Here is a 16985-nt window from a genome sequence, read left to right on the forward strand (position 1 = left end):
GTATGCGACAAATTTTGGTGACAAGCGTCTTGACGAACGCTATGGGAAGCTGTTCAAGGGGCATATGAACTGTACTGGCCCCTTGGCAGCGGGAGTCAAAGCCTTGCCGGACGGGAAGAAAGCCGCGTCGCACGCCCAGGCGATGGGGCGATTTCTGGCGAATCCACGGGTGACGCCTGAGGGGCTGTCGGTTCCGCTGTTGGCGGCGACACGGGAGGCCGTGACGGCGGATGGCGGTGAGTATGTGTTGGCGGTGGCGGACTGGTCGAGAGTGAACGATGGAGGGCACGCCTCGAAACGGGATCGCCTGCAAATGACCCATGCCACGGATGTGGGCGACGAACTGCAAAGCAGCCTCCTGGTCAGTGCCGAGGATGGCGCGCCCTTGGGGGTGCCGGTGCAGGATCTGGTGACGGCCCAAGGCGTCTGGAGCTCGTGTGCCGACACGATCAGCCCCAAGGTGTCTTCGCCTCTGGACGAATTGAGCGAGCGGATGAGTTGGCTGGAGCAGCAGAAATTCGGCCCCCGGTTGGTACATGTGATTGATCGCGAAGCGGATTCGGTCGGCCATCTGCGCCGCTGGACGCGCGACGGCCAGTTGTGGCTGGTGCGCGCCAAAGGGAACTCGACGGTACGTTACGGCAACGGCTCGATGCGCATCGACGCGGTGGCCAAGCAACTTGGCTATACCCGAGAACGCCAGGTTCTCTGCCAAGGCCGACCGATCCAGCACTGGATTGCCAGTGCGCCGGTAGTTCTGACCCGGCCGGCGAAGCCGAAGAAAATCGGCGCTGACGGGCGACGGCAGCGACCGGTTCCGGGCGAACCGCTGAAGGCCCGGCTGGTGGTCAGTCGCCTGTACGACGAAGCCGGACATCTGGTGGCCGAATGGTTCTTGCTCACGTCGGTGCCTGAAACCGTCAGTGCCGCGCGTGTGGCACTGTGGTACGACTTCCGCTGGCAGATCGAATCGTTCTTCAAACTGCTCAAACAGGCAGGCCATCAACTGGAGCAGTGGGGAACAGGAGAGCGGGGGAGCCCTATTCAAGCGTCTGCTGATCGCCACCCAGGCCTGTATCCTGGTGTGGCGCCTCTCTGCGCAGCAGACCGAGGAGGCACAAGCCGCCCGGCAGTTTCTCGTGCGCTTGTCCGGCAGGCAGATGAAGGCATCTCGCCTTGTTACCCCCTCCGCCTTGTTGGCTGGCGCTTTCATACTGTTCGCCATCCTCGATTCCCTTGATCACTCTTCCATCCCAGAACTCCGTGCCTTCGCCAACTCGATTCTTCTTGCTAACGGAGGGGATGGATGAAATTGTGTAGATACCTATGCTCCCGCGGGCGGGAGAGGGCCGGGGTGAGGGTGTCGAACCGACCACAGGCTTTCCGGGGGTGGATAGGCGCCCTCATCCCAACCCTTCTCCCGCGGGCGGGAGAAGGGCTTGCTCAGATGGCCAGCGCCTCTGCGAGGCGCTCAACCCTTGCGCTGCGTAAACCGTTTGAGCCGCTGCCGCTTGGCGATCTGACGCGCGGTGAGCGTGTTACGCCTGCCCTGATAGGGATTGGAACCGCTCTTGAACTCCAGCCGCAACGGGGTGCCCAGCAGATCGAGCTCCTTGCGGAAGCGATTGATGAGATAGCGCTTGTAGCTCTCGGGGACCTTGTCGGTCTGGTTGCCGTGGATGACGATGAGCGGCGGATTGCGTCCGCCCTGATGGGCATAGCGCAACTTGATGCGCCGGCCCTTGACCAGAGGCGGCTGGTGCTCCATCACCGCGGCCTCCAGCAGTCGGGTCAGCTCGGGTGTCGCCAGGTCGCGGGTGGCATTGGCATAGGCCAGATCGACATCGTCGAGCAGATGGCCGACCCCAGTGCCGTGGAGCGCCGAGACCCTGTGCAGCTTGGCGAAATCCAGAAACGCCAGCTTGCGTGCGAACTGATCGCGTACCCGATTGCGGCTGTCTACGTCCAGCCCGTCCCATTTGTTGATCGCCACCACCAGCGCCCGTCCGCTCTCGAGGATGTGCCCGGCGAGGGTGGCGTCCTGCTCGCCGATGCCTTCCTGCGCATCCAGGACCAGGATGATGACATGCGCCGCCTCGATCGCTTGCAGTGTCTTGATGACGCTGAACTTCTCGATCGGGTCGGTGACACGCGCACGCCTTCGGACGCCGGCCGTATCGATCAGGGTATAACGCTGGGCGTGACCGGGCCGTTCGAATGGGATGAAGATGCTGTCGCGCGTGGTGCCCGGACTGTCGAAGGTGACCTGTCGTTCCTCGCCGAGCAGCCGGTTGATGAGTGTCGACTTGCCCACGTTCGGGCGCCCGACCACCGCGACCTTGATCCGGTCGTCCTCGCTCTGTACCCAGTCCGCATCCGTGCCCTCGGGCAGGTGCTCGAAGACATGGTCGATGAGTGCGTGCACGCCCAGCCCTTGGGTCGCCGAGACCGCCCAGGGCACGCCCAGCCCCAGCCGATGGAAGTCGGCCACGGCCAGGGTCGGATCTGTGGTATCGCTCTTGTTCACGACCAGGGTGAGCGGCTTGCCGACCCGGCGCAGGCGCTGGGCAAGGTCGAGGTCCTCTGGGGTACAGCCGTCACGGGCATCGACCAGGAACAACAGATGATCGGCCTCTTCGATCGCACGCTGGACCTGGCGCTCCATCAGCGCCTCGATCCCCTCGGCGACGCTGCCGAGGCCGCCGGTGTCGACGATGACATAGGGGCGCGGACCGATGCGCCCGATACCGTATTGACGATCGCGCGTCAGACCGGGAAGGTCGGCGACCAGGGCATCGCGGGTGCGGGTGAGCCGGTTGAACAGGGTCGATTTGCCGACATTGGGGCGACCGATCAGGGTGATGACGGGCAACATGCGGATCAGAGTCGGGCTTGAGTGGTGGACCGATCGGCTGATGACTCAGCCGTCGGTGTCCGAGACGCTGGGGTTTTGGTGTCCGGCACGGGCATTGTCGCGCCCAGGGTCAGTGCGACGAGCGTGCCGTCGTCGGCATAGACATAGATCCGGTTGCCCACGACCAGCGGACGGGCAGTGATCGGTGCCTTGGTCAGGCGCATCCGCCCCACCAGTCGCCCGTCGCGCTTGTCAAGCAGATGCAGATAGCCCTCGAAGTCGCCGACCAATAGCCGTTCGCCAATGAGCGCCGGCGCAGTGAGCCGACGATAGCGCAGTTGATCCTGCTTCCAGCGCCCGGCCCCGTCGGCCATCTCGGCCCCCCAAACCTGATCTTTGGAGTCGGTCACATAGATCCCGTCGGCGTCGGACGTCAGGCCGGCATAGACCGAGAGTTCGCGCCGCCACAAGACATTGCCCCGGTCGAGATCCACGGCAGCCAGGTCGCCATTGTAGGCACCGACATAGACCCTCGAACCGACCAGGATCGGATCGGCATCGATATCCGTGATCCGCGCCAGTTCGGAACGTCCGCTCGGATGGCTAATGGTCACCTCCCAGATCGGCAGGCCATCCTTGGGGTCGAGCTTGACCAGCTTGCCGCCTGAGAGCCCGACAATGATCCCATCCTCGGTCAGGGCCGGGGTGCTGCTGCCACGCAGGGTCAGGACCGGCGGTGGATAGTCGATACGCCACTGGAGCTGACCGGTCGCTGCATTCAGGCCATGGAGGCTATCGTCGAGGGTGTGGACAAAGACTTGGCCATTCCCCCCGAACCGCGGGACCGAGAGCACCTCACTGCCGAGCTGGGCGCGCCAGAATTCGCGTCCATCTTGGGTCGAGAGCGCAACGACCTCGCCCTGGCTGGTCCCCAGCACCAGACGGTCGCCGGCCACCTCTGGCCCGCCGCTCAAGGTGAGACCCGTCTCGCGTTGCCAGAGCAGGCGTCCCGAGTCTGCCGCGAGCGCCACCACGCGCCCGCGTGCATCGGCGACATAGAGCCGCCCATCGGCAAAGGCCGGAACCAGATAGAGCCGCCGTCCCTCGGTGCCGCGTGTCGGGTGCGTTGACCACAGGGTGTCAAAGCGCGTCTCCTGCGCCAGGGTCGGCAACGGCGATGGGGGGGTCGGGTCTTTCTCCTTGCCGAACCAGGGGATACCGCCACAGCCGGTCAGCAACATGACCAGTGCCAGAATCAGGCTGAGCCGCAAGAGCAAGAATCCGAGGCGAAATCTCATCATGGCGGTATCCGGGCCGCCTAATCGGCGGCAGGCAGGTTGTCGAGCTTGAGTCGGATCAGTTGCGAGAGGCTGCTGCCGGATTCGATCGCGCGCTGATAGGCCGCGCGTGCCGCATCCAGGTCGCCGCGTGCGGCGGCGATGTCACCGCGCACCGCGGCGAACTCGCCGGCAAAGGCAGGGCTGACATCGTACTTATCGATCGTCTTGGACGCCGCGTCGAGTTGGTTGTCGGCGAACTGGAGGCGCGCCAGGCGGAGTGCCGCCAGGCGCGCGATGGCCGGATCGGGTGCGGTGTCGATGGCGTTGCGAAGCGCGGTCATGGCCTCAGCGGTCTGACCGGCCTCATGGAGTGCCTTGGCCGCAACCAGGTCGCTGAGTGCCGAGTAGGGCGTGGAGCCGAAGTTGTCCCTGATCGTTTGGGTCTGCTTGGTCACGGACTCGATCTGCTTGTCGGCGGCATTGAGCATCAGTTGCTCAAAGGCGGCAGACGCCTCGCCCGCGGTGCGCTCCTGGTGCTCGATCCACAGCCGCCAACCCCAGATGGTGGCTAGACCGATGACCGCACCGACGATGACCGAAAGGCCATTGTCCTTCCACCAGGCCTTGATCGCCTCGACCTTTTCCTCATCGGTTTCGTAGCTCACGACAGTCTCCATCAATTGGTTTTAAAGCGTCTCGGCGAGGAAGGAGGCCACATCCGCGTAACTGAGCTCGCGTTGTTCGGATGTGCCGCGCAGATCCTTCACGCCGATGACGCCGCGTTCCAGTTCTTCATCGCCCAGGATCAGTGCGAAGCGTGCCCCACTCTTGTCGGCCTTCTTGAACTGGCTCTTGAAGCTGCCGCCGCCGCAGTTTGACTGAAGACGCAGCCTGGGCAAGGCATCGCGCAGTCGTTCCGCCAGTGCGGGCGCGGCCGCCTCGGCCCGTTCACCGACGGCGACCAGATAGGCGTCAAGGCGCCGCTCGGCAGCAAATCCAGATTGCTCCAGGATCTCGACCAGCCGCTCTAATCCCAGGGCAAAGCCGACCGCTGGGGTCGGACGCCCGCCGAGCTGTTCGACCAGCCCGTCATAGCGCCCGCCGGCACACACCGTCCCCTGGGTACCGAGATCCGCGGTGATCCATTCGAAGACGGTGCGATTGTAGTAGTCCAGTCCACGTACTAGACGCGGGTTGATCCGATAGGCGATACCGGCAGCGTCGAGTCCGGCACACAGACGCTCGAAGTGGGCGCGTGTCTCCTCGCCCAGGACGTCTATGAGGCTGGGGGCGTCAGTCAGCAATCGCTGGGTCTCCGGGTGCTTGGAATCCAGGATCCGCAGCGGATTGGTGGTCAGGCGCCGCCGGCTGTCGGGGTCGAGCCGATCGGCGCGTGACGCGAGATAATCCAAGAGACGCTCGCGATAGACCTGACGCTCGGCGCTATCACCCAGGGTGTTGATCTCCAGCCGCAAGCCATCGAGCCCCAGACGCCGCCACAACCGCGCGGTAAGCAAGATGATTTCGATGTCGATGTCGGGTCCGGTCAGCCCAAAGGACTCCACGCCGATCTGATGGAACTGCCGATAGCGTCCGCGCTGTGGGCGCTCGTAGCGGAACATGGGCCCCTGGTACCAGAGCCGTTGCGGCTGCGTCAGCAGTCCGTGCTCGATGGCGGCGCGCACGCAGCCTGCCGTTCCCTCCGGGCGCAGACTGAGGCTGTCGCCATGGCGGTCGGCGAAGCTGTACATCTCCTTCTCGACGATGTCGGTCACTTCGCCGATGGAGCGCTTGAACAATTCGGTTACCTCGACCAGGGGGGTGCGGATCTCGCTGTAGCCATAGCCGGCCAGCACCTCGCGCGCGGTCTGCTCGACATGCTGCCAGACAGCGATGCGCTCTGGCAGGATGTCATGCATCCCACGGATGGCTTGGATGTATTTGCTCATGGATGGGGGTGTAAGTCGGGGTCGGTCGGAATTCGGCCAAGGGGATCATTCCATTGAACTTGGGTCGAGCGAGAAGCGGGCGACATTGCCCTTGGTTCGCCCCTTGAGGTCAAAGGGACGACCGCCGACCGTCAATCGGGTCGCGGCAGTATTGCCGATGACGAACTTATAGGGTGGCTGGCCATCCAGCACGTGCCGATCCCCCCGGCGCATCTCTCCATTGAGGACCACGCGCCCGTTGGCCCCACGCACATCGACCCAGGAGGTTCCGGTGAATTCGAGAACGACCTCGGTGGAAGTTGGCACGGGGGCGGGTGCCTGCGGCACGGATTCGGCCCGAGTTTCCGTGTCCAAGGTCGCGTCTTCGTCTTCGGGCGTGCCCTGGGCACCCGTCAGCGAGCTGGCGGCGACGAGTGTCTCCGTGGGTGCCTGGAGGGGGGGCGCGGCGGGTCCGGTTGGGGTCATGCCGGTGGGTGTGTGGGATTGAGCGCCGCGTAGCGGGATGCTCTCGGGAGGCGCCGTGATCGTCGTCCCCGGGCCGGCGGCAGAGGTCGGCGTCACGGCATTCATCGCCGCGGTTGCATTGGGCGTCGTCGAAGACGCCGTGGGGGCGGCGACCGCACTCGCGCTCGCTGTACCCTCGCCCTTGGGCGATAGTGCGAGTGTCTCAGATTGCAGCGCAGCATCGCGTTGTCCGCGCAGCCAAAGCGTGCTCACCCCAGCGACGAGACCAATCAGCAGCACCACGCTCACCCAAACCCAACGGTTGCCTCTGGACGAATGCGCGGAATTGCTCGGGACGCTCGGCGCCTGACCCAGGCTGCCTTCACGCGCCGGCACCATGGCGCGATAGGCTGCGACAAGGGGCGTTGAATCGGTCCCCAGTAGTCTGGCGTAGTTCTTGATGTAACCGATGACGAACACGGGTGCTGGCAGACGCTCGTATTGATCGCCCTCGATCGCCTCCACCACGTGGCGTTGAAGGTGGAGTTGGGCCGCGACCCGCTCGATGTCGAGCTTACGCGACTCCCGCAGTGCCCGCAGTCGGCGACCCGGGGTGTCGTTTGGATCCAGCATCTTGGGATCGTCTGACGGCGTGGTGTTGATCGATGGAGTCATGGCGTGATCAATGGTCGGTATCACTTGAATTGGACGGTTTGTCGAACTGGCCGGCGACGAGTGCCAAGCTCGGCCCGGTCGTTCTTAATCCTAACTAATGTGTCGTCTAGGGGACGCGACCCGGCTTCGTCGAGTCGGAGAAGCTCTTGTTTAATACATCCTGATAGAAGGCAGCACGCTTGCGATTGCCGAGCGCGCGTTCGGCCTCGAGACCGACCTGGAGCGCAATGCGCGAGACGGCGGGTGTGCGAACCGTCTCTGGCTTGAAATAGCGGTCGATGTAGTCCTTGGCGGCCTTGGCATCGCCGCGCTTCATTTTCAGCTCGGCGAGCTTGGCCAGCGGGGCACCAAAGTTGGGGTTCGCTTGGATGGCCGCGCGGTAATAGTCCTCGGCCTTGGTCGTGTCGCCCGCCTCGACGGCGCAGTTGCCGGCGTTGGTCAGGGCGATCCAGGGCGTGGCATAGACGGGATTAGCGGCGGCCTTGACGAACTGTGCATCGGCTTCAGTGTAGCGGCGCTGATTGCACAGGAAGGAGCCATAGGCATTGAGCACATCCGGATTGTTCGGGGCAAGTCGTGTGGCGTACTCATAGTGTTTGGCGGCCTCGTCGGTTTGCTTTAGCTGTTCGAACAGGAAGGCCAGCCAGACGTGTGCCGGCGCATATTTGGAATCGGTCTTGACGGCCTGCTGGGCGCGGCGCAGGGCAACCTCGGTCTGGCCCAGTCGTTGGTATTCCTTGGCCAGATCGACATAGAGCTTGGCCGGACTATCATCTTGGGTCAGGCCCAGTTCCTCGTCGCCTGTCTTCAGGGACGACTTGCCGCCACAGGACGACAGCGCCAGGCAGAGACCAAAGACCATGGAGTGTCTTGGATCGATGCGCTTTGTATTCATCGCGCCTCCAGCCTTTCCTTGAACTCGATTCGGACGCGCCCGCACCGTCCGGTGCGATCCCGAACGCGCCCGACCAGTTGGCCGCAGGCGGCGGCGATCTCGTCGCCGCGGGTCTTACGTGTCATGGCAAAGAGGCCGGAGCGCACGAGACGTGCGCGGAAGGTCTCGACCCGCTCTGGCGGCGAGGTGCCGAAATCGCTGCCGGCGAATGGGTTGAAGGGAATCAGATTGACCTTGGACGGCACGCCTTCGAGCAGACGGATGAGCTGTTTGGCGTGCGTCGGGCTGTCGTTGATGCCGTCGAGCATCACATATTCCCAGGTGATCTTGCGCCGCTTATCGCCTGCGACATAGTGTTTGCAAGCAGGGATCAGCTCAGCGAGTGGATACTTGCGGTTGATCGGCACCAGCACGTCGCGCAGGGCATCGTTCGGTGCATGCAACGAGACGGCCAGCGAGACGTCGCTGACCTCGCGCAGCCGGTAGATGTTGGGTACGATGCCCGAGGTGCTCAGGGTCACACGCTGCTTGGCCAGCATATAGGCCAGATCGTCCTGCATGATGTCCATGGCCCTGACCACGGGCTCGAAGTTGGCCAGCGGCTCGCCCATGCCCATCATGACCACGTTGGTTGGCGCGACGCCGAGCCGCCGCGTGGCCTGCCAAACCTGACCGATGATCTCGGCAACGCTCAGGTTGCGGTTGAAGCCCTGGCGCGCGGTGGCGCAGAAGGCGCACTCGAGCGCGCAACCGACCTGAGAAGACACGCACAGGGTGCGGCGCTTGCCCTCAGGGATGAACACGGTCTCGATCCGCTGTCCGTCGTCCAGTTCCAGCACCCACTTGACGGTGCCGTCGGCGGACGGGTGGGTCTCAAGGATGCGCGGCAGCCGGATCTCGACCGTATCGCGCAGGGCTAAGCGCAGGCGCTTGGGTAGATCGGTCATGGCGTCGAAGTCGACGACGCCATGCTTGTGCATCCACTTGAAGAGATTGCGGCCATGGAACGCCTTAAAACCGAGCGCCGTCACCAGCGACTCGCAACCTGCGAGGTCGAGGTCAAGCGGATTGGGTCTGGCCGAGGTGGCGCTCATGGCGGTCCTGATCGTCTCGATCAGCGGGTACGGGGGCAGACGCCCTCGGGGAAGAAGAAGGCGATCTCGACGGCGGCGTTCTCCGGCGAGTCCGAACCGTGCACGGCGTTCTCGGTGAAGGAGTCGGCGAAGTCGGCGCGGATGGTACCGGGCGCGGCCTGGGCCGGGTTGGTGGCACCCATGATCTTGCGGTTCTTGGCCACGGCATCCTCACCTTCCAGCACCTGGACCATCACAGGGCCGGAGATCATGAAGTCAACCAGTTCGTCGAAAAAGGGCTTGCCCTGATGGATGGCATAGAAGGCGCTGGCCTGCTCACGGCTCATGTGCAGCATGCGCGCGGCGACGATCTTGAGTCCGGCGGCCTCAAAACGGCTGAGGATGGCGCCGATGGCGTCCTTGGCGACGGCGTTCGGCTTGATGATGGAAAGGGTGCGCTCAATAGCCATGCGGGCTCCTAACGAAATGGGGCGGCGTTTGGTAACGAGGGTTTTGGAGTTGGAATTCGACGCGAATTAGAACGCTGTCGAGAGGCGGCTGGTTCGGTCCGAACGTGGACGGTCCGATGGATTCCAGCGGCATCTGTGTTCGTTGACATCCTCCCAGGCCAGAAGGCCGGAGATTCCTACGGCGCTTTAAGGCGCGGCATTGCGCCACACCTTAAAGTCGCTTCGATGGGTTCCTGGACCGAGTGCGCAACCGCTGCTCGTCTCTCCACAGGCGTGACTTCCGGCGTGCCCCGCCGTCGGTCGCCTTGGGTATCGGCGACAACATGATTGTAGGACGGCTGCGCCGTCCGCGCGATCCTTCCCTGACCTTCAGGCCGAGGCTTGTCGCGCACCGGGTCAATCCACTAAGTCTAATGGTAGCGGTCTGGTCGGGCAATGGCGCGATGCTGGGATCTCGGCCCAAGTGTCGTCGGGTCGCCCTGGCTACAGGTGTCACCCGGCGATGGTGCGATCTCCTGATATACAGGATACAGGTAGAGATTTGAATGAGCCGATACGATGTTTTCAATGGCGATGCCGATGGACTCTGTGCCCTGCATCAATTAAGGCTGATCGAGCCGATCGAGAGCCGACTCATAACCGGCCCCAAGCGCGAGATCGATCTGCTGGCCCGCGTTCCTGTGGATCAGGCCGAGTCTGTGACCGTGCTCGACATCGCGATGGAGAAGAATGCCGCGGCACTGTGCGCCCTGCTGGAGGCCGGCGTGCCTGTCACTTATTTCGATCATCATTTTCCAGGCGAGATTCCAAGGCATCCGGGGTTGAGTGCCTATCTGGACATGCGGCCCGAGACCTGTACCAGTCTGCTGGTCGATGCCTTTCTCGCTGGACGGGCGCGCGCCTGGGCCGTGGTCGGAGCCTTCGGCGACAACCTCGATCATGTGGCGCGCCAGGTCGCCGAATCGCTGGGGCTGGATGCGCCCGAGATCGAGTGTCTACGCGAACTGGGGATCTGTCTCAACTACAATGGTTACGGTCTCAGTATCGAGGATCTGCACCTTGCGCCGGATGCACTCTATCGGTGCCTCCAGCCTTACGCGAATCCGTTGGACTTTATCAACGAAGAGACTGCCTTTGCGCGACTGTGTGATGGATATGCCGACGACATGGCGCGCGCGCGTGCCCTCAGGCCCGAGTACGAGGACGCCAAGCACCGTCTCGTGATTCTGCCGGACGCCTCCTGGGCACGGCGCGCGAGCGGCACCTATGCCAACGAATTGGCTTGGGCGGCACCCGAGAAGGCGCATGCCATCCTCACGCGCCTGAGCACAGGTGGCTTTCTGATCAGTGTCCGCGCCCCGGTGGCGCGTCCTCGGGGTGCCGACCAGCTCTGCCGTCGCTTCCCGACCGGAGGCGGGCGCGCGGGCGCAGCCGGTATCAATCATCTGCCCGAGGCCGATTACGACGCCTTTTTGGAGGCATTCCGCACGGCCTTCGCCTGAGTGAGGCTCCGATATTCGCGCTTTGCAATCACTGGAAAGGCCCTGTGACGGCAGGATATGATTTCAATTTTTTACCCGGCTTGGATCTCTCATGCTTGACATCAATCCGATCGCCCATCAAATCGCTGATCTTAAGGGACGCGTCGAGTCCCTCAGGGGGTATCTTTGACTACGCCGAACGCAGGGATCGGCTGACCGAGGTCCTGCGCGAGCTGGAGGATCCCAACATTTGGAACGATCCGGCCCGCGCCCAGGCACTCGGACGCGAGCGCGCGGCGCTGGAGGCCGTGGTGCTCAGGCTCGACGAGCTGAACGGCGCGCTGGCCGACGCCGACGACCTGCTCGCGCTCGCCGCCGAGGAGTCCGACGAGGCGACGCTTGAATCTCTGGTCGCCGATCTCAAGAACTATGAATCGCGCGTGTCTGAACTCGAGTTTCGGCGCATGTTCTCTGGCGAGATGGATGCTTGCAATGCCTTTCTCGACATCCAGGCCGGCTCGGGTGGCACCGAGGCCCAGGATTGGGCGGAGATGCTGCTTCGCATGTATCTGCGCTGGGGTGAGCGACGCGGCTTCAAGACCGAGCTGATGGAGGTCTCGGCGGGCGAGGTCGCCGGTATCAAGTCGGCGACCGTCAGGTTCGAGGGCGACTATGCCTTCGGCTGGCTGCGCACCGAGATCGGTGTGCATCGTTTAGTGCGCAAGTCGCCCTTCGACTCAGGTAACCGACGGCATACGTCCTTCGCCTCGGTGTTCGTCTCGCCCGAGGTCGACGACTCGGTCGAGATCGAAATCAACCCAGCGGATCTGCGCATCGATGTCTATCGGGCCAGTGGTGCCGGCGGCCAGCACGTCAACCGCACCGAGTCGGCGGTGCGCATCACCCATCTCCCCACAGGGATCGTGGTCCAGTGTCAGAACGACCGTTCGCAGCACAAGAACAAGGATCAGGCGATGAAGCAGCTCAGGTCCAAACTCTACGAGTTGGAGATGCAGAAACGTCGCGCCAGTCAGCAGGCCCTGGAAGACAGCAAGTCCGATATCGGTTGGGGCAGCCAGATCCGTTCCTATGTGCTCGACCAGTCGCGCATCAAGGATCTGCGCACTGGGGTGGAGATCGCCAATACCCAAGCTGTACTCGACGGCCATCTCGACCCCTTCATCGAAGCCAGCCTCAAGAGTGGACTCTGACCCCCGGTACACGCGAGATCGAACCGCTAGAGAAGCAAAGGGCGCGAAGAATTTGAGTGGCCGTCCGTAAAAGTTGGAGGCGGTCGTCTGCAAACTGTCTCCTTGGTGCACCAAGGACCCACAGTCAATCGGCGCCCTTTGCACCTTTGCGGTTCCAACATTTAGCCTTCAGGAAACCGCATGGAGACCAATCCCAATTCGACTACCGCCGAGGCGCTCGATGAGAACAAACTGATCGCCCAACGGCGCGAGAAGCTGGCGCGGCTGCGCGAGCGTGGCAATGCGTTCCCAAACGATTTCCGGCGCGATGCCCTGGCCGGAGACCTCTTGGCTCAGTACGAGGCGCTGGAGGCCGAGGAACTCGAGAGGCGTGCGGTGCGTGTCAAGCTGGCCGGACGGCTGATGACGCGGCGCATCATGGGCAAGGCAAGCTTTGCGCATATCCAGGACATGTCGGCGCGCATCCAGATCTTTGTCCAGCGCGACCGGGTGGGCGAGGAAGCCTATGAGGATTTCAAGCGCGAGCTGGATCTCGGCGACATCCTCGGCGTCGAGGGCCAGGTGTTCAAGACCAAGACCGGGGAGCTCTCGGTGCGCTGTGAGGCGATCCGGCTGCTGACCAAGGCGTTGCGCCCCTTACCGGAGAAGTTTCATGGTTTAACCGACATGGAGCTCCGCTATCGGCAACGCTATCTGGATCTGATCATGAACAGCAGCACGCGTGAGATCTTCCGTGTGCGGGCCGCGATCGTGCAGTTCATCCGCGACTATCTCAATGGTCGCGGCTATCTTGAAGTCGAGACGCCGATGATGCAGGTGATTCCGGGCGGTGCAGCGGCGCGGCCCTTCATTACACATCACAACGCGCTCGACATGCCGCTCTTTCTGCGCATCGCGCCCGAGTTGTTTCTCAAGCGTCTGGTGATTGGCGGGTTCGAGAAGGTCTATGAGATCAATCGTAATTTCCGAAACGAAGGGCTATCGACCCGGCACAACCCCGAGTTCACCATGCTGGAGTTCTACGAGGCCTATGCCGACTATCAGGATCTGATGGATCTGACTGAGGACATGCTGCGTCGCATGGCGACCACGATCCTGGGGACCACCCAGATCCGCTATCAGGGCGCGACCTATGATTTTGGGCGACCCTTTGCGCGGCTGAGCGTGCGCGAGGCGATCCTTAAGTTCAATCCCGATCTGACGGCGGTGGACGTCGATGACCGCGATCGCCTGCGCACGGCGGTCGAGCGTCATGGCGTCGTACCCAAGCCGAGCTGGGGTCTGGGCAAGTTGCAGCTCGAACTCTTCGAGCAGACGGTCGAGGGCCGGCTGATGGATCCGACCTTCATCACCCGCTATCCGACCGAGGTCTCACCGCTGGCGCGGCGTAACGATGAGGACCCCTTTGTCACTGATCGTTTCGAGCTGTTCGTCGGCGGGCGCGAGATCGCCAACGGCTTCTCGGAGCTCAACGACGCCGAGGATCAGGCCGCTCGTTTCCGTGCCCAGGCGGCCGCGAAGGAGGCCGGCGATCAGGAGGCCATGTACTATGATGCCGACTATATCCGCGCCCTGGAGTACGGGCTGCCACCGACGGCGGGTGAGGGCATCGGCATCGACCGCTTGGTGATGCTCTTGACCGACTCGCCCTCGATCCGCGACGTGTTGCTGTTCCCGCACATGCGTCCTGAGTCGGTTTAGGCCGGGAATCCATAGGGCGGCTCACGCAGACTGAGCACAGGCCCAGCGACGCCAAGCCGGATCTCGTCACCACGGTCGACGGCGGCGATCTCGGCGACGACCAGTAAGACGTGGCGTCGCTCGCCGAGGGGGGCTGAGTCGACTACCCAGCCATCAGTCTGTTGCGAGGTGCTGGAGGCAGCAGAGAGCTCCTCGCCAGGCTCGGGCGGGGCCTCGCGTTCGACCTCGGCCAGATACATCCGCCGCTTGAGCTTGCCGAGGAACTGCATGCGCGCCACGACCTCCTGCCCGGTATAGCAGCCCTTGTTGAAACTCAAGCCATCGATGAGTTGCAGATTGAGCATCTGGGGCACAAAGGTCTCGACCGTTCGCTGATAGACGTTCGGCAGACCGGCCTGGATGTCGAGCCGGGTCCAGTCGACGGCATTGGCAGGCGCGGCCTGGGGCGCGAGCACCTCCCAGAGCCTGCGCAGCGGCTCGAAGGGACCGAGCAGCTCGAAGCGCGGTGTGGCGCCTGGGATCCGGATCACAGCGATCTCGCCGGACTGCGCCAGCCCATTGTCGCGTTCTGGGGTTGGCAGTCCCTGAGCCGCAAGCAGCTCCGCCGCCGTCGCGCCCGCCAGTCCGATGCGGATCAGTTCATTGCCGGCATCGCTTAGACTGACCTTGGCGCGTAGGATGAAGCGGCTTAGACGCTGGATGGTCTCGGCCACGCGCTCCAGCGGCGTCTGGAGATAGAGGGTCTCGCCTAGGCGCAGGACGCGAAACAGCGTCAAAATACGCCCTTTCTGGCTGCAATGGGCGCTGAGCTGGGTGTGACTGGCCGACAGCTCGCGAACATCGTTGGTCAGCTGCCCCTGCAGAAAATTCGCCGCATCCGCGCCGCGCGCCGCGATCAGACCGAGATGCGAGAGATCAAACAGCCGGCAGTCGGTAGGAGTCGTAGGTTCCGGGAACTGGACGCGCCCCGCGGCGTCGATGGAGCCTGTGCCGGCGGTCAGGACGTCTCGCCATTGATGCATCATGATAGGGACCTCGAAAATGAACATTTTTTGAACCGCGTCGAGTATGACATGCGGGTTTATCGGAGATAACAGCGCCTTGCCGACACATCAAGTGACACCCCCTCTCGATAGTCTGGTGCTCTACAAGGCCAAACCGGCCCGCGTCGCCGCGCTCGGCGAGAAGATCGAGATCGAACTGGAGGGCGGTCAGACCAAACGCGTTCGGCCCAAGGACATCGAACTACTGCATCCCGGACCTCTGCACCGGTTGTCCGAACTGGTGCCGCTGGAAGGCGAGTGGAATGCAGCTTGGGAACTGCTGGAAGGTGGTGAGACCACACTGCGCGAGCTGGCCGAGCTGGCCTTCGACGCCTATACCCCAGCGAGCGCCTGGGCGGTCTGGCAGCAGGTCACCAAGGGACTGGCCTTCGTCGGCACACCCGAGTCGATCCAGGTACGACCGCGCGCCCTGGTCGAGCGTGAGCAGGCCGAACGCGCCGCCAAGGAGGCCGCCGAGCGCGACTGGCGCGCCTTCCTGGAACGGATGGCCGCCGCGCGTCCGGCACCCGAAGACGCCCCCAGGCTCAGCGAGGTCGAACGCCTGGCGCTCGGTCAGTCCGAGCACAGCCCCATCCTGGAGGCACTCGGCCATCCGCAGACCCCGGAGGCCGCCCATCGTGCCCTGATCCAGGTCGGCTATTGGCCCGAGCGTTACAATCCGCATCCACGTCGCTGTGGTGCGCCGATGGACGACATCGACCTGCCAGTCCCGGATCTCGAAGAGGAGTCGCGGCTCGACCTCACCCATCTGCCGGCCTATGCCATCGACGAAGCGGGCAATCAAGACCCCGACGATGCACTGAGCCTGGATGGTGACCGCCTTTGGATCCATGTCGCAGACGTCGGCGCCCTGGTGACTCCCGACAGCGCGTTGGAACGCGAGGCGCGCGCCCGTGGTGCCAATCTCTATCTCCCCGAGGGCGTGGTCAACATGCTCCCCGGACGGGTGACCGAGCGTCTTGGTCTGGGCTTGCAAGAGGTCTCGCCCGCGCTCTCCTTCGCCCTGCGCTGCGATGCCGACGGCGAGATCCACGACATCGAGATCCACCGCACCTGGGTGCGCGTCACCCGCCTCAGTTATGAGGCGGTCGAACAGCGGCTGAACGAGGAGCCCTTCGCCACACTGTGCGCCCTTACCGACCGCTTCCGCGCCCGGCGCCTTGCCCAGGGGGCCAGCCGTCTGGCCCTACCCGAGGTCAGCGTGCGGGTCGAGGATGGACAGGTCAACATCCGCCCCCTGCCACGGCTCAGGAGCCGCGAGCTGGTGACCGACGCCATGCTGATGGCCGGCGTGGCCGCCGCGCGTTTTTGTCTCGACCGAGCGATCCCGATCCCCTTCGCCGTCCAGCCGCCGCCCGACACGGGCGAGGAGGGGACGGATCTGGCTAGCATGTATGCCCGCCGGCGTGGATTCAAACCCACTCGGTTGGTCCTAGAACCAGACCGGCACGCCAGCCTGGGCCTGGAACACTACACTCGTGCCACCAGTCCGCTAAGACGCTATTCCGATCTCCTGGTCCACCAGCAGATCCGGGCCTGGCTCGACGGCGCGCCGCTGCTCGATCGCGCCCAGGTGCTGGAGCGCATCGGCGCGGCCGAACAGGCGTCGATCGTGGTGCGCCGCGGCGAACGGCTCTCGAACCAACACTGGAAGCTGGTCTATCTCAAGGAAAACCCTGGCTGGAGGGGGCAGGGCGTGGTGGTAGCGCTGGAGGAGCGTCGGGCCGTGATCCTGGTTCCGGATCTGGCCCTGGAGGCACGGATTCGGGTCCGCGACACCGTGACGCTCAACCAGACGCTCAGGATCGCGGTCAGTGAGATCGATCTACCGGAACTCAGCGTGAGCTTCCGCACCCTGGGTTGAGCAGGCTCAAACGGCATGGATGTA

General features: G+C 63.7%; 14 protein-coding genes. 5 read left to right on the plus strand and 9 right to left on the minus strand.

Annotated features, from left to right (window positions below; translation table 11 throughout):
* Positions 1-103: 103 nt before the first annotated feature.
* On the plus strand, positions 104-1240 hold the full coding sequence (locus E6P07_RS05875; RefSeq protein WP_162008612.1) for a transposase: 1137 nt from the start codon (positions 104-106) through the stop codon (positions 1238-1240).
* Between the two features lie 231 nt (positions 1241-1471).
* Here the strand turns inward: E6P07_RS05875 and der are convergent, their stop codons facing one another.
* The 8 genes from der to ndk all read right to left on the minus strand — a co-directional run bounded on the left by der (position 1472) and on the right by ndk (position 9640).
* Positions 1472-2875 carry a ribosome biogenesis GTPase Der gene (der, locus tag E6P07_RS05880; protein ID WP_153974751.1) on the minus strand — a complete coding sequence of 468 codons (1404 nt, stop codon included), beginning with the start codon at positions 2873-2875 and terminating at the stop codon, positions 1472-1474.
* Between the two features lie 5 nt (positions 2876-2880).
* A complete protein-coding gene (gene bamB, locus E6P07_RS05885) occupies positions 2881-4155 on the minus strand; it encodes an outer membrane protein assembly factor BamB (RefSeq protein ID WP_153974752.1) in 1275 nt (424 codons plus the stop codon).
* A gap of 17 nt (positions 4156-4172) precedes the next feature.
* Positions 4173-4799, minus strand: coding sequence for a YfgM family protein (locus E6P07_RS05890; RefSeq protein WP_153974753.1), 627 nt, complete (start codon positions 4797-4799; stop codon positions 4173-4175).
* A gap of 21 nt (positions 4800-4820) precedes the next feature.
* The gene (hisS, locus tag E6P07_RS05895; protein ID WP_153974754.1) at positions 4821-6083 is read right to left on the minus strand and encodes a histidine--tRNA ligase; all 1263 of its coding nucleotides are present in this window, start codon (positions 6081-6083) and stop codon (positions 4821-4823) included.
* 45 nt (positions 6084-6128) lie between these two features.
* Positions 6129-7202, minus strand: coding sequence for a RodZ domain-containing protein (locus tag E6P07_RS05900; RefSeq protein WP_153974755.1), 1074 nt, complete (start codon positions 7200-7202; stop codon positions 6129-6131).
* A 106-nt stretch (positions 7203-7308) separates the two neighbouring features.
* Complete coding sequence (gene pilW, locus E6P07_RS05905) at positions 7309-8097, minus strand: type IV pilus biogenesis/stability protein PilW (RefSeq protein ID WP_153974756.1); 789 nt, start codon at positions 8095-8097, stop codon at positions 7309-7311.
* Positions 8094-9191 (minus strand): dual-specificity RNA methyltransferase RlmN, encoded by a 1098-nt coding sequence (gene rlmN, locus E6P07_RS05910; RefSeq protein ID WP_153974757.1) that lies wholly within the window; start codon positions 9189-9191, stop codon positions 8094-8096. Before rlmN ends, pilW begins: the two co-directional genes overlap by 4 nt.
* A gap of 20 nt (positions 9192-9211) precedes the next feature.
* A complete protein-coding gene (ndk, locus tag E6P07_RS05915; protein WP_153974758.1) occupies positions 9212-9640 on the minus strand; it encodes a nucleoside-diphosphate kinase in 429 nt (142 codons plus the stop codon).
* A 545-nt stretch (positions 9641-10185) separates the two neighbouring features.
* Between ndk and E6P07_RS05920 the strand changes: the two genes are divergently transcribed.
* From E6P07_RS05920 to lysS, 3 genes are all read left to right on the plus strand, one after another.
* Complete coding sequence (locus tag E6P07_RS05920; RefSeq protein ID WP_153974759.1) at positions 10186-11142, plus strand: acetyltransferase; 957 nt, start codon at positions 10186-10188, stop codon at positions 11140-11142.
* Positions 11143-11233: 91 nt separating this feature from the next.
* A protein-coding gene (prfB, locus tag E6P07_RS05925; protein ID WP_153974760.1) for a peptide chain release factor 2 occupies positions 11234-12332 on the plus strand; the annotation gives its coding sequence in 2 pieces (ribosomal slippage) (positions 11234-11308 and positions 11310-12332; 1098 coding nt in all).
* 180 nt (positions 12333-12512) lie between these two features.
* Positions 12513-14033, plus strand: a complete 1521-nt coding sequence (lysS, locus tag E6P07_RS05930) for a lysine--tRNA ligase (protein WP_153974761.1) — start codon at positions 12513-12515, stop codon at positions 14031-14033.
* Here lysS and ygfZ read toward each other — a convergent pair.
* Positions 14030-15058: a CAF17-like 4Fe-4S cluster assembly/insertion protein YgfZ gene (gene ygfZ / locus E6P07_RS05935; protein ID WP_153974762.1), complete on the minus strand. Its 1029-nt coding sequence runs from the start codon at positions 15056-15058 to the stop codon at positions 14030-14032. The genes lysS and ygfZ overlap by 4 nt on opposite strands.
* 76 nt (positions 15059-15134) lie before the next feature.
* On the opposite strand from ygfZ, the gene E6P07_RS05940 reads away from it, so the two are divergent.
* Positions 15135-16961 (plus strand): RNB domain-containing ribonuclease, encoded by a 1827-nt coding sequence (locus E6P07_RS05940; RefSeq protein WP_153974763.1) that lies wholly within the window; start codon positions 15135-15137, stop codon positions 16959-16961.
* Positions 16962-16985: the final 24 nt, after the last annotated feature.

The sequence above is a fragment of the Thermochromatium tepidum ATCC 43061 genome (genome assembly GCF_009664085.1).
Classification (GTDB): Bacteria; Pseudomonadota; Gammaproteobacteria; order Chromatiales; family Chromatiaceae; genus Thermochromatium; species Thermochromatium tepidum.

Bases quoted from the DNA above. Each gene is read 5' to 3' on its own strand.
- der (WP_153974751.1), bottom strand. From the start codon at position 2,875: ATGTTGCCCGTCATCACCCTGATCGGTCGCCCCAATGTCGGCAAATCG.
- bamB (WP_153974752.1), bottom strand. From the start codon at position 4,155: ATGATGAGATTTCGCCTCGGATTCTTGCTCTTGCGGCTCAGCCTGATT.
- hisS (WP_153974754.1), bottom strand. From the start codon at position 6,083: ATGAGCAAATACATCCAAGCCATCCGTGGGATGCATGACATCCTGCCA.
- E6P07_RS05900 (WP_153974755.1), bottom strand. From the start codon at position 7,202: ATGACTCCATCGATCAACACCACGCCGTCAGACGATCCCAAGATGCTG.
- pilW (WP_153974756.1), bottom strand. From the start codon at position 8,097: ATGAATACAAAGCGCATCGATCCAAGACACTCCATGGTCTTTGGTCTC.
- rlmN (WP_153974757.1), bottom strand. From the start codon at position 9,191: ATGAGCGCCACCTCGGCCAGACCCAATCCGCTTGACCTCGACCTCGCA.
- ndk (WP_153974758.1), bottom strand. From the start codon at position 9,640: ATGGCTATTGAGCGCACCCTTTCCATCATCAAGCCGAACGCCGTCGCC.
- E6P07_RS05920 (WP_153974759.1), top strand. From the start codon at position 10,186: ATGAGCCGATACGATGTTTTCAATGGCGATGCCGATGGACTCTGTGCC.
- lysS (WP_153974761.1), top strand. From the start codon at position 12,513: ATGGAGACCAATCCCAATTCGACTACCGCCGAGGCGCTCGATGAGAAC.
- ygfZ (WP_153974762.1), bottom strand. From the start codon at position 15,058: ATGATGCATCAATGGCGAGACGTCCTGACCGCCGGCACAGGCTCCATC.